General features: G+C 49.0%; 15 protein-coding genes. 8 read left to right on the top strand and 7 right to left on the bottom strand.

Going from position 1 to position 17,458, the window contains the following annotated elements; all coding sequences use genetic code 11:
* Positions 1-46 precede the first annotated feature (46 nt).
* The 6 genes from recO to djlA form a co-directional block, all read right to left on the bottom strand.
* The gene (recO, locus tag ACXAGX_RS17400; protein WP_474823220.1) at positions 47-742 is read right to left on the bottom strand and encodes a DNA repair protein RecO; all 696 of its coding nucleotides are present in this window, start codon (positions 740-742) and stop codon (positions 47-49) included.
* 5 nt (positions 743-747) lie between these two features.
* A complete protein-coding gene (locus tag ACXAGX_RS17395) occupies positions 748-1,020 on the bottom strand; it encodes a hypothetical protein (protein WP_070123883.1) in 273 nt (90 codons plus the stop codon).
* On the bottom strand, positions 1,013-2,743 hold the full coding sequence (gene recJ, locus ACXAGX_RS17390) for a single-stranded-DNA-specific exonuclease RecJ (protein WP_474839851.1): 1,731 nt from the start codon (positions 2,741-2,743) through the stop codon (positions 1,013-1,015). Before recJ ends, ACXAGX_RS17395 begins: the two co-directional genes overlap by 8 nt.
* A 3-nt stretch (positions 2,744-2,746) precedes the next feature.
* Entirely contained in the window at positions 2,747-3,520 is a 774-nt protein-coding gene (locus ACXAGX_RS17385; protein ID WP_474823210.1) for a DsbC family protein, read from the bottom strand.
* A 127-nt stretch (positions 3,521-3,647) separates the two neighbouring features.
* A complete protein-coding gene (xerD, locus tag ACXAGX_RS17380) occupies positions 3,648-4,562 on the bottom strand; it encodes a site-specific tyrosine recombinase XerD (protein WP_474839849.1) in 915 nt (304 codons plus the stop codon).
* 3 nt (positions 4,563-4,565) lie between these two features.
* Positions 4,566-5,417: a co-chaperone DjlA gene (gene djlA / locus ACXAGX_RS17375; protein ID WP_474839847.1), complete on the bottom strand. Its 852-nt coding sequence runs from the start codon at positions 5,415-5,417 to the stop codon at positions 4,566-4,568.
* A gap of 367 nt (positions 5,418-5,784) precedes the next feature.
* Here djlA and ACXAGX_RS17370 point away from each other — a divergent pair, with 367 nt between their 5' ends.
* The 8 genes from ACXAGX_RS17370 (at position 5,785) to ACXAGX_RS17335 (ending at position 16,437) form a co-directional block, all read left to right on the top strand.
* Positions 5,785-8,028: an LPS-assembly protein LptD gene (locus tag ACXAGX_RS17370; RefSeq protein WP_474839845.1), complete on the top strand. Its 2,244-nt coding sequence runs from the start codon at positions 5,785-5,787 to the stop codon at positions 8,026-8,028.
* A 60-nt stretch (positions 8,029-8,088) separates the two neighbouring features.
* Complete coding sequence (gene surA / locus ACXAGX_RS17365) at positions 8,089-9,369, top strand: peptidylprolyl isomerase SurA (RefSeq protein ID WP_474839843.1); 1,281 nt, start codon at positions 8,089-8,091, stop codon at positions 9,367-9,369.
* Positions 9,370-9,388: 19 nt separating this feature from the next.
* On the top strand, positions 9,389-10,372 hold the full coding sequence (pdxA, locus tag ACXAGX_RS17360) for a 4-hydroxythreonine-4-phosphate dehydrogenase PdxA (RefSeq protein ID WP_474823192.1): 984 nt from the start codon (positions 9,389-9,391) through the stop codon (positions 10,370-10,372).
* A complete protein-coding gene (gene rsmA / locus ACXAGX_RS17355) occupies positions 10,369-11,190 on the top strand; it encodes a 16S rRNA (adenine(1518)-N(6)/adenine(1519)-N(6))-dimethyltransferase RsmA (protein ID WP_474839841.1) in 822 nt (273 codons plus the stop codon). Before pdxA ends, rsmA begins: the two co-directional genes overlap by 4 nt.
* Position 11,191: 1 nt before the next feature.
* Positions 11,192-11,569, top strand: a complete 378-nt coding sequence (gene apaG, locus ACXAGX_RS17350; protein WP_070123874.1) for a Co2+/Mg2+ efflux protein ApaG — start codon at positions 11,192-11,194, stop codon at positions 11,567-11,569.
* A gap of 49 nt (positions 11,570-11,618) precedes the next feature.
* Positions 11,619-12,434 carry a symmetrical bis(5'-nucleosyl)-tetraphosphatase gene (locus ACXAGX_RS17345; RefSeq protein WP_474839839.1) on the top strand — a complete coding sequence of 272 codons (816 nt, stop codon included), beginning with the start codon at positions 11,619-11,621 and terminating at the stop codon, positions 12,432-12,434.
* Positions 12,435-12,664: 230 nt separating this feature from the next.
* Complete coding sequence (locus ACXAGX_RS17340) at positions 12,665-14,689, top strand: HAMP domain-containing methyl-accepting chemotaxis protein (protein WP_474823177.1); 2,025 nt, start codon at positions 12,665-12,667, stop codon at positions 14,687-14,689.
* A 155-nt stretch (positions 14,690-14,844) separates the two neighbouring features.
* Entirely contained in the window at positions 14,845-16,437 is a 1,593-nt protein-coding gene (locus ACXAGX_RS17335) for a sensor domain-containing diguanylate cyclase (protein WP_474839837.1), read from the top strand.
* Here ACXAGX_RS17335 and ACXAGX_RS17330 read toward each other — a convergent pair.
* Positions 16,423-17,337 (bottom strand): DMT family transporter, encoded by a 915-nt coding sequence (locus ACXAGX_RS17330; RefSeq protein WP_474839835.1) that lies wholly within the window; start codon positions 17,335-17,337, stop codon positions 16,423-16,425. The genes ACXAGX_RS17335 and ACXAGX_RS17330 overlap by 15 nt on opposite strands.
* Positions 17,338-17,458 lie beyond the last annotated feature (121 nt).

Here is a 17,458-nt window from a genome sequence, read left to right as displayed (position 1 = left end):
CAAAAAACTCGCTAAGTGGTTGCTGAAAATCATTTCACAATGGTGTTTAACTGCGAAACAATTCCCGGCTTTTTAGCGGTTTGCCGCCAAGCAAGACATGGAGCGCCTGACGATTAATAAGTTTCGCAGCCCGGCGCGACACATCGTTCCATTCCCCATTGCCCAATGCCAGTAACGCTGCACCCGGTAAGCGGTATTTGTGATCACGTTGATGGCAGGTGACAAAGCCTTGTTCCGGCGAGTACAAATACCAGCCACTCTCTTCCACTGGCTCGCCGCTGATACCGTCTGAAAACCAGTCTGCCAACATGCCCATTTCTTCAAGTAAGGCGAACTCAAATTCGCGGAGGATTTTTTCAATATCGGGCTGTTCATCAATGGCATTGAGCGCATGCTGATATTGCAAGTACACGGTATCACTAGCGAGACCAGCGGGCATCACGCGGTTAAGAATTTCATTGAGGTACATGGCGCAAAACAGGCTGTTTCCGGAAAGCATGGGCACAGGGCCGTCGCCTTCGATGGTGCGTAGATTTTTTAAATCGGTTTTGCCTGAAAGCTGAACACGCACTTTGCGAAAGGGCTGGAGCAGGCTTTTGCGGTCGTTTTTGCTGCTACGTACGCCTTTCGCCACGGCGCTCACTTTACCTTGTGGTAAGGTAAAAAAATCCACAATATAAGAGGTTTCCCGATAGGGACGACGGTGAAGCACGTAAGCATCCAGCCATTCCGACTGCGACATACCGGTTAGCTCCGCTTGATCCGCACCACTTTCATGGTTTCAAATTCAATGCCGGCGACCTCTTCACTCTGCCGGTAATAGGTAAGGTTTACCCGCGCCCCTTTTAACGACTGATATTGCTGCTTACGACGGAAAATAAACGGCACGTCTACGCCTTCAATCATTAGAGTGTGTCGCACCCAATCACCCTCTTCCCGTTGAACATGGGAGATCACCCGCAGATTTTCGCTGTGGGTGAGGTCGCGATGTTTGTCGGTAAGGGCCTTGCCGTCAGTCACGGGGCGCGATCTCCTCAACCAATAGCTGCACAGATTCGCGCCCGCGGAACGTATTAATGTCTAACTGATACACCACTTCAGCACGCAGAATACCGGCGTTCGGCCAAACATTGGTGTCTACGCCAAAAGCGATGCCGTCGATTTCCTCGCCATTGTCTTTGCGGAACACCACTTTGAGGTGGTTCTTGTTCTCGCCTACCATGCGCTGATCAACAATATCCAGCACACCGTCGAACTTAGGCGCATCGAAACCCTGACCAAATGGCCCAGCCTGACGCAATGCGTGTGCAAGGGTGAGATCCATTTCATCAGCGGCCAGTTCGCCATCAGACAAAATTTGTTTTTCGCAGTCAATATTCTCAAGGTGTCGTAATACCACCGTTTGCAGCGCTTTTTCAAACGCAGGCAAGGCATCGGCGGGTAAACTGAGTCCTGCCGCCATGGCGTGGCCACCAAATTTATCAATCACACCGGGCCAGCCGGTATTCACTTCATCAAGAATATCGCGAATATGCAGACCAGGAATGGAACGGGCTGAACCTTTCAGTGTGGTTTCATCTTGCATGGCAAACACAATAACAGGCCGATGGTGCTTTTCTTTAAGCCGGCCAGCCACGATACCGATAACGCCCTGATGAAAATGAGGCTGATACATCACCAACGCTGGCGGCAAGGCGTCGCCTAACGAAATTGATTCCAGCGCGGCTTCCGCTTCTTCTTTCATTTCTGTTTCGATGGCGCGCCGCTGCAGGTTAAGTCTATCTAGCTCTGCCGCCATATGACGGGCCTGAATTGCGTCGTCACATAACAGACATTCTATACCCAGTGCCATGTCATCCAGCCGCCCTGCCGCATTTAAACGGGGGCCAATCACAAAGCCTAAATCTGTGGAAGTGAGGTAACCCAATGGTTTATTGCGGTTCGCCACTTCGAACAGGGCTTTTATGCCCGGACGACAATGCCCACTGCGAATGCGCTGCAAGCCTTGATACACCAATACGCGGTTGTTTTTATCTAGCGCCACTACATCGGCCACCGTGCCCACCGCCACGATATCCAGCAAGTTGGCTAGATTCGGCGCGGGTATTTCATTGAACATACCGGCTTTTTGCATTGCAGATCGCAAAGACAGCATAAGGTAAAACGCGACACCTACACCGGCCAGGTTCTTCGATGGGAAGTGACATCCAGGCTGGTTAGGATTCACAATGGCGTCAGCATCAGGCAGTGTATTTCCGGGGAGATGGTGATCGGTCACTATCACTTCAAGCCCTAAAGACTTCGCCTTTGTCACCCCAGCTAAGCAAGCAATGCCGTTATCTACCGTAAGCAGAATATCAGTGCCCTGCTGGTAAGCCACTTCCACAATTTGCTCACTGAGGCCGTAGCCAAAATCAAAGCGGTTCGGTACCAGATAATTCACCGATTGCAGGCCAAGCTGTTTTAGCGCCAGCATACACACGGCCGTAGAGGTAGCGCCATCGGCGTCGAAGTCACCAATAATGGTAACCCGCTTTTGTTGGCGAATGGCATTGATAAGGCAGTGCGTGGCATTGTCGATGCCTTTTAGCAGATTAAAGTGGGAAAGTTGTTTTAGGGCGTTGTCGAGCTCATCAACCGTTTCAACCGCCCGACCGCGATACACCCTGTCGAGCACAGGGTGTAACTCAGTACTTAAACGCGACGCCGAGCAAAGCTGGCGTCTAACGATGGGTAACGACATGACTTACTCTGAACGGGCAAACTGAGCAATAAGCTCTGCGGCAGGTTTATAGCCCGGTAACATGGTACCGTCATCAAAAATAATCGCTGGCGTGCCACGAATACCTAACTGGCGTCCAGCAACAAACTGCTCTGCCACTGTGTTATCACAATCGGCTTTAGGGAACGTAGGATTCGAAATCGATTTTGCGCGGTTCAACGCTTGCTGCGGATCGTCAGAGCACCAAATGGCAACCATATTGTCGTAATTTGGCGTATTTAGCCCCTGACGAGGCCATGCCAGGTAACGCACGGTGATACCGGCGTCGTTAAGCTCCTCGACTTCACGATGCAGTTTCTGGCAATACCCGCAGGAGTAATCGGTAAACACGGTCATCACGTGCTTTTCGTTTTCAGCTTTGAATTCGATGCCTTGATCAGCGAATGGCGCAATCACGTCCAGACGCACTTGACCCAGCGCCACTTCTGTCACGTCTTTCATGCCGGCATTCACATCGAACAGGTGACCAAACATGATGTAGTCACCTTTTTCAGTGACATAAAACACCTGATTAGCTGCGGTTACCTGTAATAAACCGTCGATTTGTGAATTGGCAATTGCATCGGGTTCAACACCCACCACGCCCGTTACGGTATCGTAAACGGCCTGCTCTGCTGTTTCATTCACTGGTGTGGCGGTTTGTGTTTCACCGGCTTGCTTGGTTTCGGCATCTGCCGAGCAACCACTTGATAATACAATACCAAGGGCGAGCATCACTGCGTGATGGCTAAATCTCATGAAAACTCCTTGCTGAACAGGCTACCTGGCCCATCTGAAACTGACTATTATGCTTAGTTAGCGCAATATTAGCATAAAGTTAAACGCCGGAAAGGCATCTGAAAGAATACCTACGACATTCACCGCATTACCCCCGAGGATGGTGGGTGTGAATTAAATTCTGTAATCGTTCGGTTGCCACATGGGTATAAATTTGGGTGGTGGATAAATCACTATGGCCTAACAACATTTGTACTACACGTAAATCGGCGCCGTGGTTTAGCAAGTGGGTGGCGAACGCATGGCGCAATGTATGTGGCGACAAATGCTGATCGATACCCGCCACCTGGGCATAGTGTTTTATCCGGTGCCAGAATGTTTGGCGGGTCATCTGCACGCCACGTAAACTAACAAAAAGCACATCGGTTTGATGTTTCAGCAGTTCCGGCCGGGCCGTTTTCATGTAGGTTTCAATCCAATCAATGGCATCTTCCCCTAATGGCACCAGTCTTTCTTTGTTGCCTTTACCGGTTACCCGCACCACGCCCTGCTGCAAACTTACCTGATCAAGACGAAGACCAATCAGTTCAGACACCCGCAAGCCAGTGGCATACAACACTTCCAACATGCACTTATCGCGGCACTCTACCGGCTCGGCTGGATTAGGCGCATTAAGCAGGTCGTCAACCTGTTGTTCGCTTAACGACGCTGGCAATTTTTTCGGTAATTTAGGGTTGGGGATCTGCGTTACCGGATTGTCGGTGCGCACGTGTTTACCAATCAGATAAATATAAAAAGCCCGCATGGCTGACATGGCACGCTGGGTACTGCGGGCAGATAACCCCATATCGCGGCGATGCAGCAAATACGACTGCACCGATTCCATCATCAACAGGCTAATATCATTAGTTTTTTCTTCTGACTGACAGTACAGCGCCAATTTAGTGAGATCGGTCCGGTAACTCTGTTGGGTATGTTCGCTGAGCCCTTTTTCCAACCAGAGCATTTCGATGAATTCACCGATAAGCTGCTGGTTTTCGTCACTCAGTACCGCCTTGGCCATAAGTTAGAACCCGCGCTTATCTTTAATCAGTTCGTAAGCGGCCTGGATATCCTGGGTTTTCGCTTTGGCGATATCTAACGCTTGTTGCGGCAACCCTTTGGACGCCAGTTTATCAGGATGGTGTTCCGCCATACGCTTGCGATACGCCCGCTTAATGGTTTTCTCGTCGTCTGACTCACTCACACCAATAATTTTGTAGGCGTCTTCCAGGCTTTGGGTATCGGAATAAGATTGTGCACGGTGGCCACCTTGCTGACCGCCGGCACCGCCCTGCCCACCACGTTGACGGAAACGAATTTCGGCCTCGTAAGCAGAAATCAGGAAGTCGAGTTCCTGGCGTTTGAAATTCAGAATCGACGCGACTTTCTCCAGCACTTTGTATTCGGGTGTTGAAAGCGTGCCGTCGGCAAAAGCGGCCTGGATAAGAATTTCCAGGAACACCTGCAATATGTCGCGGCGACCATGGCAGGATTCAACCAACCCTTTCAACGTGTCCGCCAAAGGAAAAGAGGATGACTTTCCTTCCCGGAATGCTTGCTGAGCTTCCCGGCGAGCATCACCCGCAAGCTTCATGTCATCCATAAGCAGCGTGGCAATTTTAATTTCACGCTCGGTCACGTGACCGTCTGATTTGGCCAAATGACCTAAAGACGAAAACAGCGCATGGAAAAATACCGCTTGTTGTTTTACCCCAGACTGGTCGGTGAAGAAACGGCCGAACCCGCCCAGTTGATTAAAATCCTGGCTGTAGGCTTTATCAAAAAAATGCCCCACGATGAGGCCAATGATGGCGCCGGGAATTTTCAGGAACATAAACCCGAACACAAAACCAAGGATTTTTCCCCAAAATGACATACTACCGCTCTCCTGAATTAATCCCGCAAAGTACCAGAACACTGTATAAGATTGGCTGGTAAGTTAATAGCCGCATTTGCCCCCGCGCAGAATAGGCCGCGCTAAGACAAGTAGATACTCTGGGTGCATTATTACCTTGATGAGCCATGATATATGGCGTCGAATTGCCATAATTAAACCAGCTAAGGAAGATATACGGTCAAACTCGCAGAAACTTTCATCTTTTTTGCTTCTGGCGGTTGGCTCAGCGCACAGAAGTGCTTAGAATTGGTCACTTTATGGCACTATGCCCGATTACGGACTTTGCCGAATTTCAGGACACCCTCACAATCCGTTGTGAAATAAGAAACAGGCCCTCCATCAACACATGAAAAAAACCTGTGCCTCTTTTCTGCTAGCGGCAATCAGCAGCTCCTCCGCGCTGGCGCAGCAATCGCAGTCAACCTCTCAGGATAGCCAAGAGCAACCCGCTTTTTGTCCGGTACCTGCTGTCACTTTTTCCAGCAGCAAACTCATGCCTGCCGGCCAGGTAAAAGTGGAAGCCAATCGAACAGAAATTATTGAGCGAGAGGTGGCGCTGTTTTCTGGCAACGTGGATATTATTTCCGACTCTGCCACCATTCGTGCAGACCAGGCGCAGATCAATAACAACGGGCAACAATTATTCGCCAAGGGCGATGTGGTGTATGAAGACAGTCAGGTACATGTGGCTTCAGACAGTGTCGATGTGGATTCCACCGATGAAAGCCTGACCATGTCGAACACCATTTACCACCTGAATAACTCCACTGGTCGTGGTGATGCCAGCACCATTGCATTAAACGCGCAAGACGGTTTGGTGTTAAAAGACGTGAGCTTCACCACCTGCCCAGAAGGCGGTGAAGAATGGATGATTAGAGCGTCTGAAATTAATATTCGTCGTGGCAGACCATGGGGCGAAGCCAAGCACACCCGGTTTTATTTAGGCAATGTGCCAGTATTTTACATGCCGTATTTCGCTTTCCCCATCAGTAACCAGCGTCAAACCGGTTTCCTGTTCCCGAAAATTTCTAACTCCAGCAACACTGGAGTAGATTACGAGCAACCGTTTTACTGGAATATGGCCCCAAATTACGATCTCACGTTGTCGCCACGGGTGATGTCAAAGCGCGGCGTGCAGTTGAAATCAGAATTTCGTCATATGTCAGCAGACAGCTACAGCCAGTTAAACCTGGAATACCTGCCCCAAGACAACGATATGGCCAGCAACCCTGATCGCTATTTCTATCGCATTTCTCATGAAGGTTTCTTCGCAGATAACTGGATGGCGTCGGTTAACGTTAATGGCATCAGCGACGACAACTACATTGTGGATTTAGGCAGTGACTTCTACAACCGGGCAGATACGCATCTGTTCCGTACCGGCAGTATTAATTACTTCTCCGATGAACTGCTGTTCTCTGTCCATGTGCGTGATTTCGAAATTATCGGCGACTACCCAACCACCTACCGGGCGTTACCAGAAGCCAAACTGAATTATGAGTTGTCACTGGCAAAGTACCTGGAATTAGAACTGGACTCTGAGCTGGCCTGGTTCGACAGTAAGTCAGCCACGGCGCCCACCGCCATGCGTTTTCACACGGCGCCTACCATTCGAGTACCGTTTCAACGCCAATGGGGTGAGTTCTCAGCAGAAGCCAGTGTACTAAACACTTACTACGAGCAAGATCATGTCGAAAATACTGAACTGGAAGAGACAGTAAACCGCACCTTAACTCAGGGTAAGCTATACGGCGCATTGTATTTTGAAAACGAAGACAGCTGGTTTGGCGATAATCATACGATGACGCTAGAACCTCGCGTGCAGTATCTTTACACCAGTTATGAAGATCAAAGCGGCATTGGTTTTTACGATACCACCTTATGGTTAACCGACGTGGAAGGCCTGTTCCGTGGGCAGGATTTCACCGGCCTCGACAGAATTAGCGATAACAACGAAGTGACCGTTGCATTAACCAGTCGTCTACTGGATGAAACCAACCGGGAACAATTTGTTCTCAGTGTGGGTCAGATATTCTATCTCGATGACAACCGGGTCACCTCTGCAATTCGTGAAGGCAACCGTTCTGCGCTGGCCGCCGAGTTTGACTGGCGAATGACTGACGACTGGTTCTTCCACACCGATTTTCAAATCGCTACGGAAACCGATAAAGTCGAACGTGCCAGCACAACATTTGAATATCGCGAGAGCAGCAACAAATTAATTCAGTTAACCCACCGCTATGTTAGGGAACTCTCAAGCGAAAGAATTGACCAAGTGGGACTGTCTGCTGCCTGGCCGTTGTCTGACAGATGGCAATTGGTTGGTCGAACTTACCGCGATCTTGATCGCAACCGCAGTGTGGAAAACTACGTTGGCTTTCAATATGAATCCTGTTGTTGGGCTATTCAAATTGTTGCCCAACGTCAGCTGAGTAACCGTTACGCTGTAGATGGTGCACAGTCAATTGATGAATTTGACTCCGGCATATCGCTGAATTTCATTTTCAAAGGAATGGGTTCCAGTGGTACCAGCAATAACATGTTGTCGAACGGATTATTTGGCTACCGACAGCCATATAGTTTAAATTAATGCGCCAGTTGACAGATATGTCTGCTGTTAGCAAAGAATAAACCGATAAAAAGAGTAATTATGAAGTTCATTATTCGCGCGATTTGTATCAGTGCCCTGTGCTCATTTATGAGTTTGGCTCAATCTGTTTCTTTAGATAAGGTGGCCGTAATCGTCGATCAGGGCGTGGTATTGGAAAGTGAAATCAAATCTCTGGTCAATGAAGTAAAGCGCAACGCTGAAGCACAGGGCCAGGCCCTGCCTTCCGACCGCGTGCTTCGTACCCAGGCTATCGAGCGTTTGATCACCAAGAGCTTGCAGATGCAAATGGCCGAGCGTATGGGTGTTCAGGTTAGCGACCCGCAACTGGAGCAAACCATTACAAACATCGCCCAGCAACAGGGCGCAACCATCGATGACCTGCGCAATGAATTAGAGCAACAAGGCATTGCTTACGACGATTACCGCGAAGACGTTCGTGAAGAACTGATTGTTGGTGAAGTAACCCGTGCCAACGTTCGCCGTCGTGTCTACGTGACGCCTCAGGAAATCAGTAACCTGGTTAAACTGATGGACCAACAAGGCGCAGAACAAGCCGAATATAACTTAGGCCACATTCTGATTGGCCTGCCATCAAGCCCCACAGATGAAGACGTAGCCAGCGCTCGGAGCCGTGCAGATAAAGTTATTGAATTACTGAATAACGGTTCCGACTTCACCAAAATCGCCATCACGTCATCTTCTGGTTCAAACGCACTGGAAGGGGGTGATATGGGTTGGATGAACGTTAACTCTATGCCTACCCTTTTTGCTGAAGCAGTTCAGGGTAAAGAAAAAGGCGAGTTGATTGGTCCTATTCGTAGTGGTGCGGGTTTTCACATCCTGAAAATTAAAGATACCCGTGGTATCGAGAAAATCACCATCGAAGAAGTGAACGCCCGTCACATTCTCATTAAACCTTCTATTATTTTAAGTGACGAGAAAGCCAAAGAAATGCTGGAGAAATTCCGTCAGCAAGTTATCGACGGTGACGCTGACTTTGCAGAACTGGCTAAAGAACATTCTGAAGATCCGGGTTCAGCGTTAAAAGGCGGTGAGCTTGGCTGGTCTGATCCGAACAACTATGTACCGGCTTTCCGTGAAGCCCTTGCTGGCTTAGAGCCTGGCGAGTACAGTGAACCTGTTCGTTCACAATTCGGTTGGCACTTAATGCAGCTTATTGATCGCCGTATTGACGATGCCACAGACAAACGTAAAGAAGACAAAGCTTATCAACTGCTGTTCAATCGTAAGTTTAAAGAAGAGTCTGAAGCCTGGTTGCGTGAAATGCGCGATACTGCTTACATTGAAGTTGTTGAATAATATAACGGCGAGATAAACGATGACGCCAATAAGAATAGCAGTTACGCCAGGTGAGCCAGCGGGCATTGGTCCTGACCTCATCATTCAGCTAGCACAGCAGCAATGGGATGCGCAGCTTGTGGTATTTTGCGACGGCACCATGCTGAAAGCCCGGGCAGACCTTCTAGGTCTGCCGCTGGAGCTGATTCCTTTCGATGCCGAGAACAACGCCATTCAGACGCCTGGTTCGCTGTACTTGCAGCAAATCGATACTGCAGTGAATGTGGTACCCGGCGAGCTAGACAGCGATAATGGGCACTATGTAGTAGAAACCCTGCGCCAGGCGTGTCACGCCAATATGGAGCAAGGCTTTGATGCGGTAGTAACAGGCCCCGTTCACAAAGGCATTATTAACAAAGCCGGTGTGTCTTTTAGCGGACATACCGAATACTTCGCTTACCAGTCAAACACCATTGATGTGGTGATGCTGTTATCGACTGAAGGCCTTAATGTAGCGCTAGCCACCACACATATTCCGCTTGAATATGTGTCTAAGGCGATAACAAAAGAGCGCCTGCACAAAGTGATTCATATCATTAACACCGATTTGAAACTGAAGTTTGGCATTACCAAACCGCGTATTTACGTATGCGGGCTAAATCCACACGCCGGTGAAGGCGGGCATTTGGGATCAGAAGAGCTGATCACCATTATCCCGGCTCTAGATGACTTACGTGAGGAAGGTTTAGATTTGGTAGGTCCGCTTCCCGCAGACACTATTTTTCAGCCTAAATATCTCGACGACGCCGACGTCGTGTTAGCGATGTACCACGATCAAGGACTGCCGGTACTTAAGTTTAAAGGATTTGGCGCCTCGGTGAATATCACCCTTGGCCTGCCATTCATCCGTACTTCTGTCGATCATGGTACTGCTTGCGACCTCGCGGGTACCGGAAAAGCAGATGCGGGCAGTTTCACAAAAGCAATGCATAAAGCTATTGAATTAGCGAACAGGCAGCAATGAGTAAAACACATTTAGGCCACACCGCGCGTAAGCGTTTTGGCCAGAACTTCCTGCATGACGACTATGTCATTGGCAATATCGTTAGTGCGATTAATCCCGTTGATGGTGAGAACCTGGTAGAAATCGGCCCCGGCCTTGGCGCCTTAACCGATCCAGTGTGTGAAGAGGTTTCGCGCCTTACCGTGGTGGAACTCGACCGCGACTTGGCAGAACGTCTGCGTCATCATCCTTTTCACGGCAGTAAACTGACCATTGTTGAGCAGGATGCCCTGAAACTCAATTTTGCCGATTTGTTACCGGCGATGCCAAACCCTGAAGGCAAATTACGGGTATTCGGCAACCTGCCTTACAACATTTCTACCCCTTTAATGTTCCACCTCTTTAGCTTTAGCGGCAAAGTGCAAGACATGCACTTTATGCTGCAAAAAGAAGTGGTGAACCGACTTGCCGCTGGGCCGGGCTCTAAGAGCTATGGGCGTTTGTCGGTAATGGCACAATATTACTGTGCGGTGATCCCCGTGCTGCATGTACCGCCTGGTGCATTTAAGCCGCCCCCGAAGGTCGATTCAGCCGTGGTACGTTTAGTGCCACATGCCACCCCGCCAGTCGCGGTGAAATCCGTTGCCTTACTGGAAAAGGTGTGTGCAGCAGCATTCAACCAACGCCGCAAAACTATTCGTAATAGTTTGAGTGACTGGGTGACTGAAGCTGAACTGGAATCACTGAGTTTATCGCCAACTGCTCGTGCTGAGACCTTGTCTCTGGCTGATTTTGCGGCAGTGGCAAATTTAGTAGCAGACCGGGACGGAGAAAGCTGAGATGTCGGCTTCTCCTGGTATTTTGGTTTCAGTTTCAGCGAAACACATCCCTGATCATCCGGCAAATGGCCCAGATAAATACGCATTTGCTTATCACATCACAATCCGCAATCAGAGTGACGAGCGGGTACAATTGCTCAGTCGCTACTGGTTAATCACCGATGGCAATGGTAAAAATACCGAAGTACAGGGTGAAGGCGTTGTGGGTAAACAACCGCTTATCGACCCAGCCAGTGAGTATCAATACACCAGCGGTGCACTTATTGATACTCCCGTAGGCAGCATGCAGGGCCACTACGAAATGGAAAATGAAGACGGTGAACGCTTTCGCGTGCCGATCAATATTTTCAGTCTAAGCGTACCTAACGCGATCAACTAAAAAACGGTGTCAAAATTTGGCACCGCTTCCAACGGATAAGGATGCCAGCATGTCAGACTCGCAGACGTTGATTGTGGGCGATATTCAAGGTTGCTACGGCGGCCTGATGGCGTTGCTTGAAAAAGCTCACTTCGATGAAAAGCGCGATAGATTAATTGCAGTAGGTGACTTAATTGCCCGCGGCGAAGACTCCTACGCGACGATCAAGTATCTGATGGACTTAGGCGACAGATTCAACACCGTGCTTGGCAATCACGACCTGCACTTTCTGGCGGTGTCTCAGGGCATTAAGTCTGCGAAAAAAAGTGACCGTCTCGGGCCTCTTCTGGCCAGTAAAAAACTAAAAGATATCATCGATTGGTATCGCCAGTTTCCGTTGGCGCTTGCCCTCGATGAGACCACCACAATCGTTCATGCCGGCCTTTACCCCAAGTGGTCGCCGGAAACCTTACTTTCACTGAGCAACGAAGTCAGTACCGTATTAAAAAGTGATAAGTGGCCTGCATTGTTAAAAGAGATGTATGGCAATTCTCCCACCGAATGGAAAGAAGGGTTAAAAGGCACGTCGCGACTGCGCTTTATCATTAATGCCTGTACGCGCATGCGGTTTTTACAAGAGAAAAACCACCTCGAATTTGCCTGCAAATGTCATCCTGAGGATGCTCCCTCGTCGGTGACTCCCTGGTTTGAAGTTGAGAATGCATCACTCGCTGCCAGCGAGCGTATTATTTTCGGCCATTGGGCAGCGCTTGAGGGCGTAACGGGGAACAATCAATTTGTTGCACTGGATACCGGGTACGTATGGGGTAACAGCCTGACTGCAATGAGAATTCCGTCGAACACACTCATCAATGTGACACCTTAAATACCTCTGTATTAAAACAAACAACGTAAAAAACTGATTCCTATAGGTCTTTAGTCTAATTTTTGTTTACAATTAAACTTACTAATCGGTTATTCGACTAAACAAGCGGAATGTTCGGCCGATAAGAATAATGCGCTATAGTTTTTAGCGCATAGCACCTCAGGTATCAGTCACCATGAACACAACTGATTACTTAAAACTATAAATAAAACTGTGTTTCAGGAGTTCATATGAAAATCACGGTAGCCAAGCGCATTATCGGCGGCTTCGCCACAATAAGCCTGCTATTAGTTATAATCAGTGCATCTTCTTTCATTAACCTCAATTCTGTGGGATCGGCGGTTGATGAAGTGAATAAGGTAGCGGTTCCCACCCTTACCAGCAGTAATGCATTAAAAGCCAGCTTCCTGAATATGGGCCGCGTTACCTTCGAGGCTTACATTGAAGAAAGCGTGGATGGCCTTGAAAGCAAGTACGATAACTTCACGAATAGTAAAGCCAATTTCAGTACAGAATTAAAAAAGCTGGAAACCGTACTGGCGGATGATTCTGCCATGCTTGCCAGCCTTAAGCAGGTAAACGGCGCCTACGAGCAATACATTCAAAATGTAGAAGCAATGTACACCAGTCACCGACAGTTTATGGAAATGCGTAATGCCATAAGCGATAAGATTGGTGACTTAGAAGACAATGCCGATGACGCCTCTACCTATCTACTGGACTTTTCCGAATCTGATGAAGTAGCACGTAGTGCTGCGCTACAAAAATCAGCTGAAATTGGTAGCGAATTAGAAAGCCGCCTGCTTGAACTCATTACCGTGGCTAACGAATATGCAAAAACACAAACTCTCGTTCGTGCCGACGTTATCGGTAATGAAGTAGAGCTTATTGTTACCAGTGTTCGTGAAATGATGAACCAAATTCAAGGTACCGCAGCAGGTGCAGATACCACGGGTACACTGGATGAGATTTCGACGCTGGTTGACGATGCCATTGACGCCATTACCGGTTCTGACGGTGTATTGGCTCTGCAACGCTCTCGTTTAGAATACCGTGATGCGGCTGAACAAGCCCTGTCTCGCTCTGATGCAAACAGTCAGGAAGGCATTAGCGCCCTTGAAAACCTGCTTACTCAAGCCGATAAGAAAGCTGCAGAAATTGACGAGCAGGTATCGTTTAAGGTGACCTCAGGCAACACCATCGTGATTGTTGTGGCGCTGGCTTCACTGGCTGCCGCCCTGGTCATCGGTTACTGGACGGTTATTGCAATCACCCGCCCGCTGAATAGCGTTAACGAGTTACTGAATGTTGCCTCTTCTGGCGACCTTACCCGCCGTCTTGATGACTCCGCTGAAGATGAATTCGGTCAACTGGCGAAAAACTGTAATAAGCTGATTGGCAACCTTAAAAGCTTGATCACTGGCATTAATACTCGTGCTGAACAGCTTGCCGCAGCCTCTGAGCAAACATCTACTGTTACGACCCAAACAACGCACTCGATACAAGATCAGAAGTCGCAGATTGCTCAGGTTGCAACAGCAACAACAGAAATGCACAGCACGTCTATTGTGGTAAGCCAGAGCGCCGAAGACACGCTTAACGAAATTCGTCATGCAGACAGCGAAGCGGAAAATGTACGTTCAATTTCTCTTGAGAACAAACGCACTATTGAAGTACTGGCCCGGGATGTTGAGCAAGCCGCCGAAGTCATTAATAAACTGCATCAAGACAGCGCCAGCATTGGCGGTATTCTCGATGTTATTCGCGGCGTTGCCGATCAAACAAACTTGCTGGCATTGAACGCGGCCATTGAAGCGGCCCGTGCTGGTGAGCAAGGTCGAGGCTTTGCGGTAGTTGCAGACGAGGTGCGCACTTTGGCATCTCGTACGCAGCAATCGACGCAAGAAATTAACGCTATGATCGAAGTGTTGCAAGCTGGTGCTGAAAAAGCGGTGGCGGTAATGAATCAGGGTAAAGAGCAAACTGCTATCTGTGTTGAGCAAACTGACAACGCCACACGAGCGCTGGATGTTATCTCTGACGCAGTACGCAAAGCTTACGATGTAAGTACGCAAATTGAACAGTCTGCCCGCGAGCAAAACACGGTTTCAGCAGAAATCAGTGAGAAGCTTGAAAGTATCGTAGGTATTGCTGAAGAAACCACTGCTGGCGCACAACAAACGTCTCAGTCGAGTTCGGAAGTGGCCCGCCTTGCTGAAGAACTGCAACAATCTATCCGTCAGTTTAAAGTTTAAAAATGTCTATCCGGCGCCACCTTTAACGGGGTGGCGCACGCATTCCCAGCTCAATTCCCGGGCAATTCTACAAACCTTTATTATACTCAAAGCATGCGCCTGACGAGATTACGTTTGCTTTGAATCATAAATCCAATACTTTGAGAATGCAGCTCATGCTGGGGATAATCCTGGCGTGTCTAGCCATTCTTACTGCGCAAACGCTGATCAGATATTATTGGATCCTTCCCACTTTTGAAGCCATGGCGGAAGATGGCGACAAGCAGGATCTTGAACGCGTTGCATCGCAAGTAAACCAGGAACTCGAATCGCTTCACAAACTGGTTTATGACAGCGCCGTATGGGATGCCATGCACGACGCGGCCTCGAATAACGATGCCCAGTGGTTTAGCACTAATTTTGTGATCTATGAGTCTTATCGGCGCATTGGCGTGAACGGATGGTATCTGTACAACACCGATGGCAACATCATAAGTGGTCGTAGCTACAATGAAAACGGCGACGTAATAGTGCCTGATGAGCTCGACACCCTGACAACTTTGCTAGGCCGGGACCTGGTGACTTTCCCGGCCAGCGAGAACAGCGTATTCACGCAAATCGACGACAGGCCCGCCGTAGTGGTGTACCACGAAGTGCTGCAGTCTGAGAACGAAGGGCAATCCGCAGGCACGCTGCTTATCTGGCGGTATATCAACCAATCGTTTGTCGACGCCCTCACCCCTGGCATTAGCAGCGACATCGCGTTTCATACCATTTTACAGATGCCCACCAGCGCCGATGCAGTGGCCATGCGATATGGCCAGCCTAACGTGACCCACACTCAACCCTTTTTTGGCCGGCTCTATATGTCGGTAAACAGTAAACAGAACGTTCCGCTGTTCGCGTTATCCATAGAGCCAAGACAGCGGCAATACAGCGACTCCTTATTCGACCCCAGCTTATTGGTGGGATTGGTGATTACCCTTTCAGTGATCACGCTTTTTTATATTTGGATTAACCACCAGTTGATCAGGCCCATCTCTCATATTCACGATAGTGTGAGTTATGCCATGCGTAACCGCGACTTCACTTGTCAGGAAGTGTATACCGGTCGCAATGAAGCATTTCGGTTGGGTCGTAAACTTAACGAGATGTTCGCCCTCATCGACCATCAGCGTACTGAAGTATTGATGCACAATAAACAGCTGGAAAAAATGAGTAATACCGATCCTCTCACCGGCTTGTCGAACCGGCGTCATTTGGACAAGTACTTTAAAAACCTACCCCTTCCTCTTCGCTCTGGTAAATTACCCATGGCGGTGCTTATTGCCGATGTCGACTTTTTCAAGCGGTATAACGATGTTTATGGCCATGCCGAAGGCGATAAGATACTGGTAAATGTGGCGACGGTACTGCGCAACAATACCCGGGCAAACTCTGATCTCGTGGTGCGGTATGGCGGAGAAGAGTTTCTGATTGTGTTGCAAGAAGCCTCTATACTTGCAGCCAGTAAAGTGGCGGAAACCTTATTGGGCGAAATTCGTCGCCTTGCTATCCCCCATGAAGGCAGAAACGATTCAAAGCAAATTCTCACCCTGTCGATTGGCGTTGCCTGTCAACGCAGTGGCGAACCCCTACACCCCGATTTCTTACTAAAGCGTGCCGATGATGCACTGTACAAAGCAAAATCATCGGGGCGGGATTGCTACATGCTGAGTGACCTATCTTTTTCAGCGCACATTCCTGAAAGCGTATCAGCGACGGAATAAAGCCGGTGGCCTATTAACAATTTGTACGGCAATGCAGGCCGCGATTAACACAATTCCGCCCCAACCCAGTAGCGAAAAGCGCTCGTTAAGAACAAGTACAGCCAGGATAGTGGCAACCACAGGTTCGAGCAGTGTGATCAGTGTTGCCGTGCTGGCATCCACCGATTTCAGCCCAAAACCAAATAGCAGATAGCCGACGAAGATAGGCAATATTGCCATGTACAAAGCCACCGAAACATTGTTAGCAGACGCAAATACGTTGTCACCGGTAAATAACAGTGATGGCAGTAGCAAACAGGCTGATACACCAAATTGACTTGCCATGGATACCCCAGATGATGCGCCGCGGGTAATAAGGGCTTTGCCCGCCCAAGAATAGGCGGCATATGTAAGGCCCGCAATAAGCCCTAATACAATTCCCCACTCTCGCTGCTCAGCGGTGGCAGCAAGCTCGGCACTTTCAGGTTTACCCATTGCCAACAGTAGGATACCTGTTGCCCCCAGAATAAAGCTGACAATCCATTTTGCCGTTATGGGCTTACGGTTTAATACCCACTCAAGTAAAACCGCAAAACAGGGCGCGCTGGCTATAGAAACCACGGTGCCAATTGCCACACCGGCCAAATGCATGGAGGAGTAAAATGCCAGCGGATAAATGGCAACACTCAGGCTCCCCAGCAAAACAATTTTGCTATGTTGGAAGAGTATGTGTCGTTGTTTCAGCAGTTGAGGCAGAGCTTTAAGACACATGAGCAAACCGCCTCCGCCGGTGGCGATGGCGCCTATGGCTAACGGGCTCACGTCGGGTGCAAAGCTGGCCGCCGTGCCCGTTGTGCCCCACATAAAACTGGCGATGATAATAGCGAAAAGCCCGAGTGCATGATTATGCTGATTAGTCACGATAATTCCTGAATCCCCTTTGGAGAATAAATATAGTATCGCCATAGAGAACCAACATCTTTGCTAATAAGACGCTTTCTCAGGTTAAAAAGACGCACTTACTGAGAATTTTTACGGAGCT

It is taken from the genome of Alteromonas sp. ABV4_515 (genome assembly GCF_056160345.1).
Note: the sequence above shows the minus strand (reverse complement) of the source record. Positions and strands in the feature narration are given on the sequence as shown.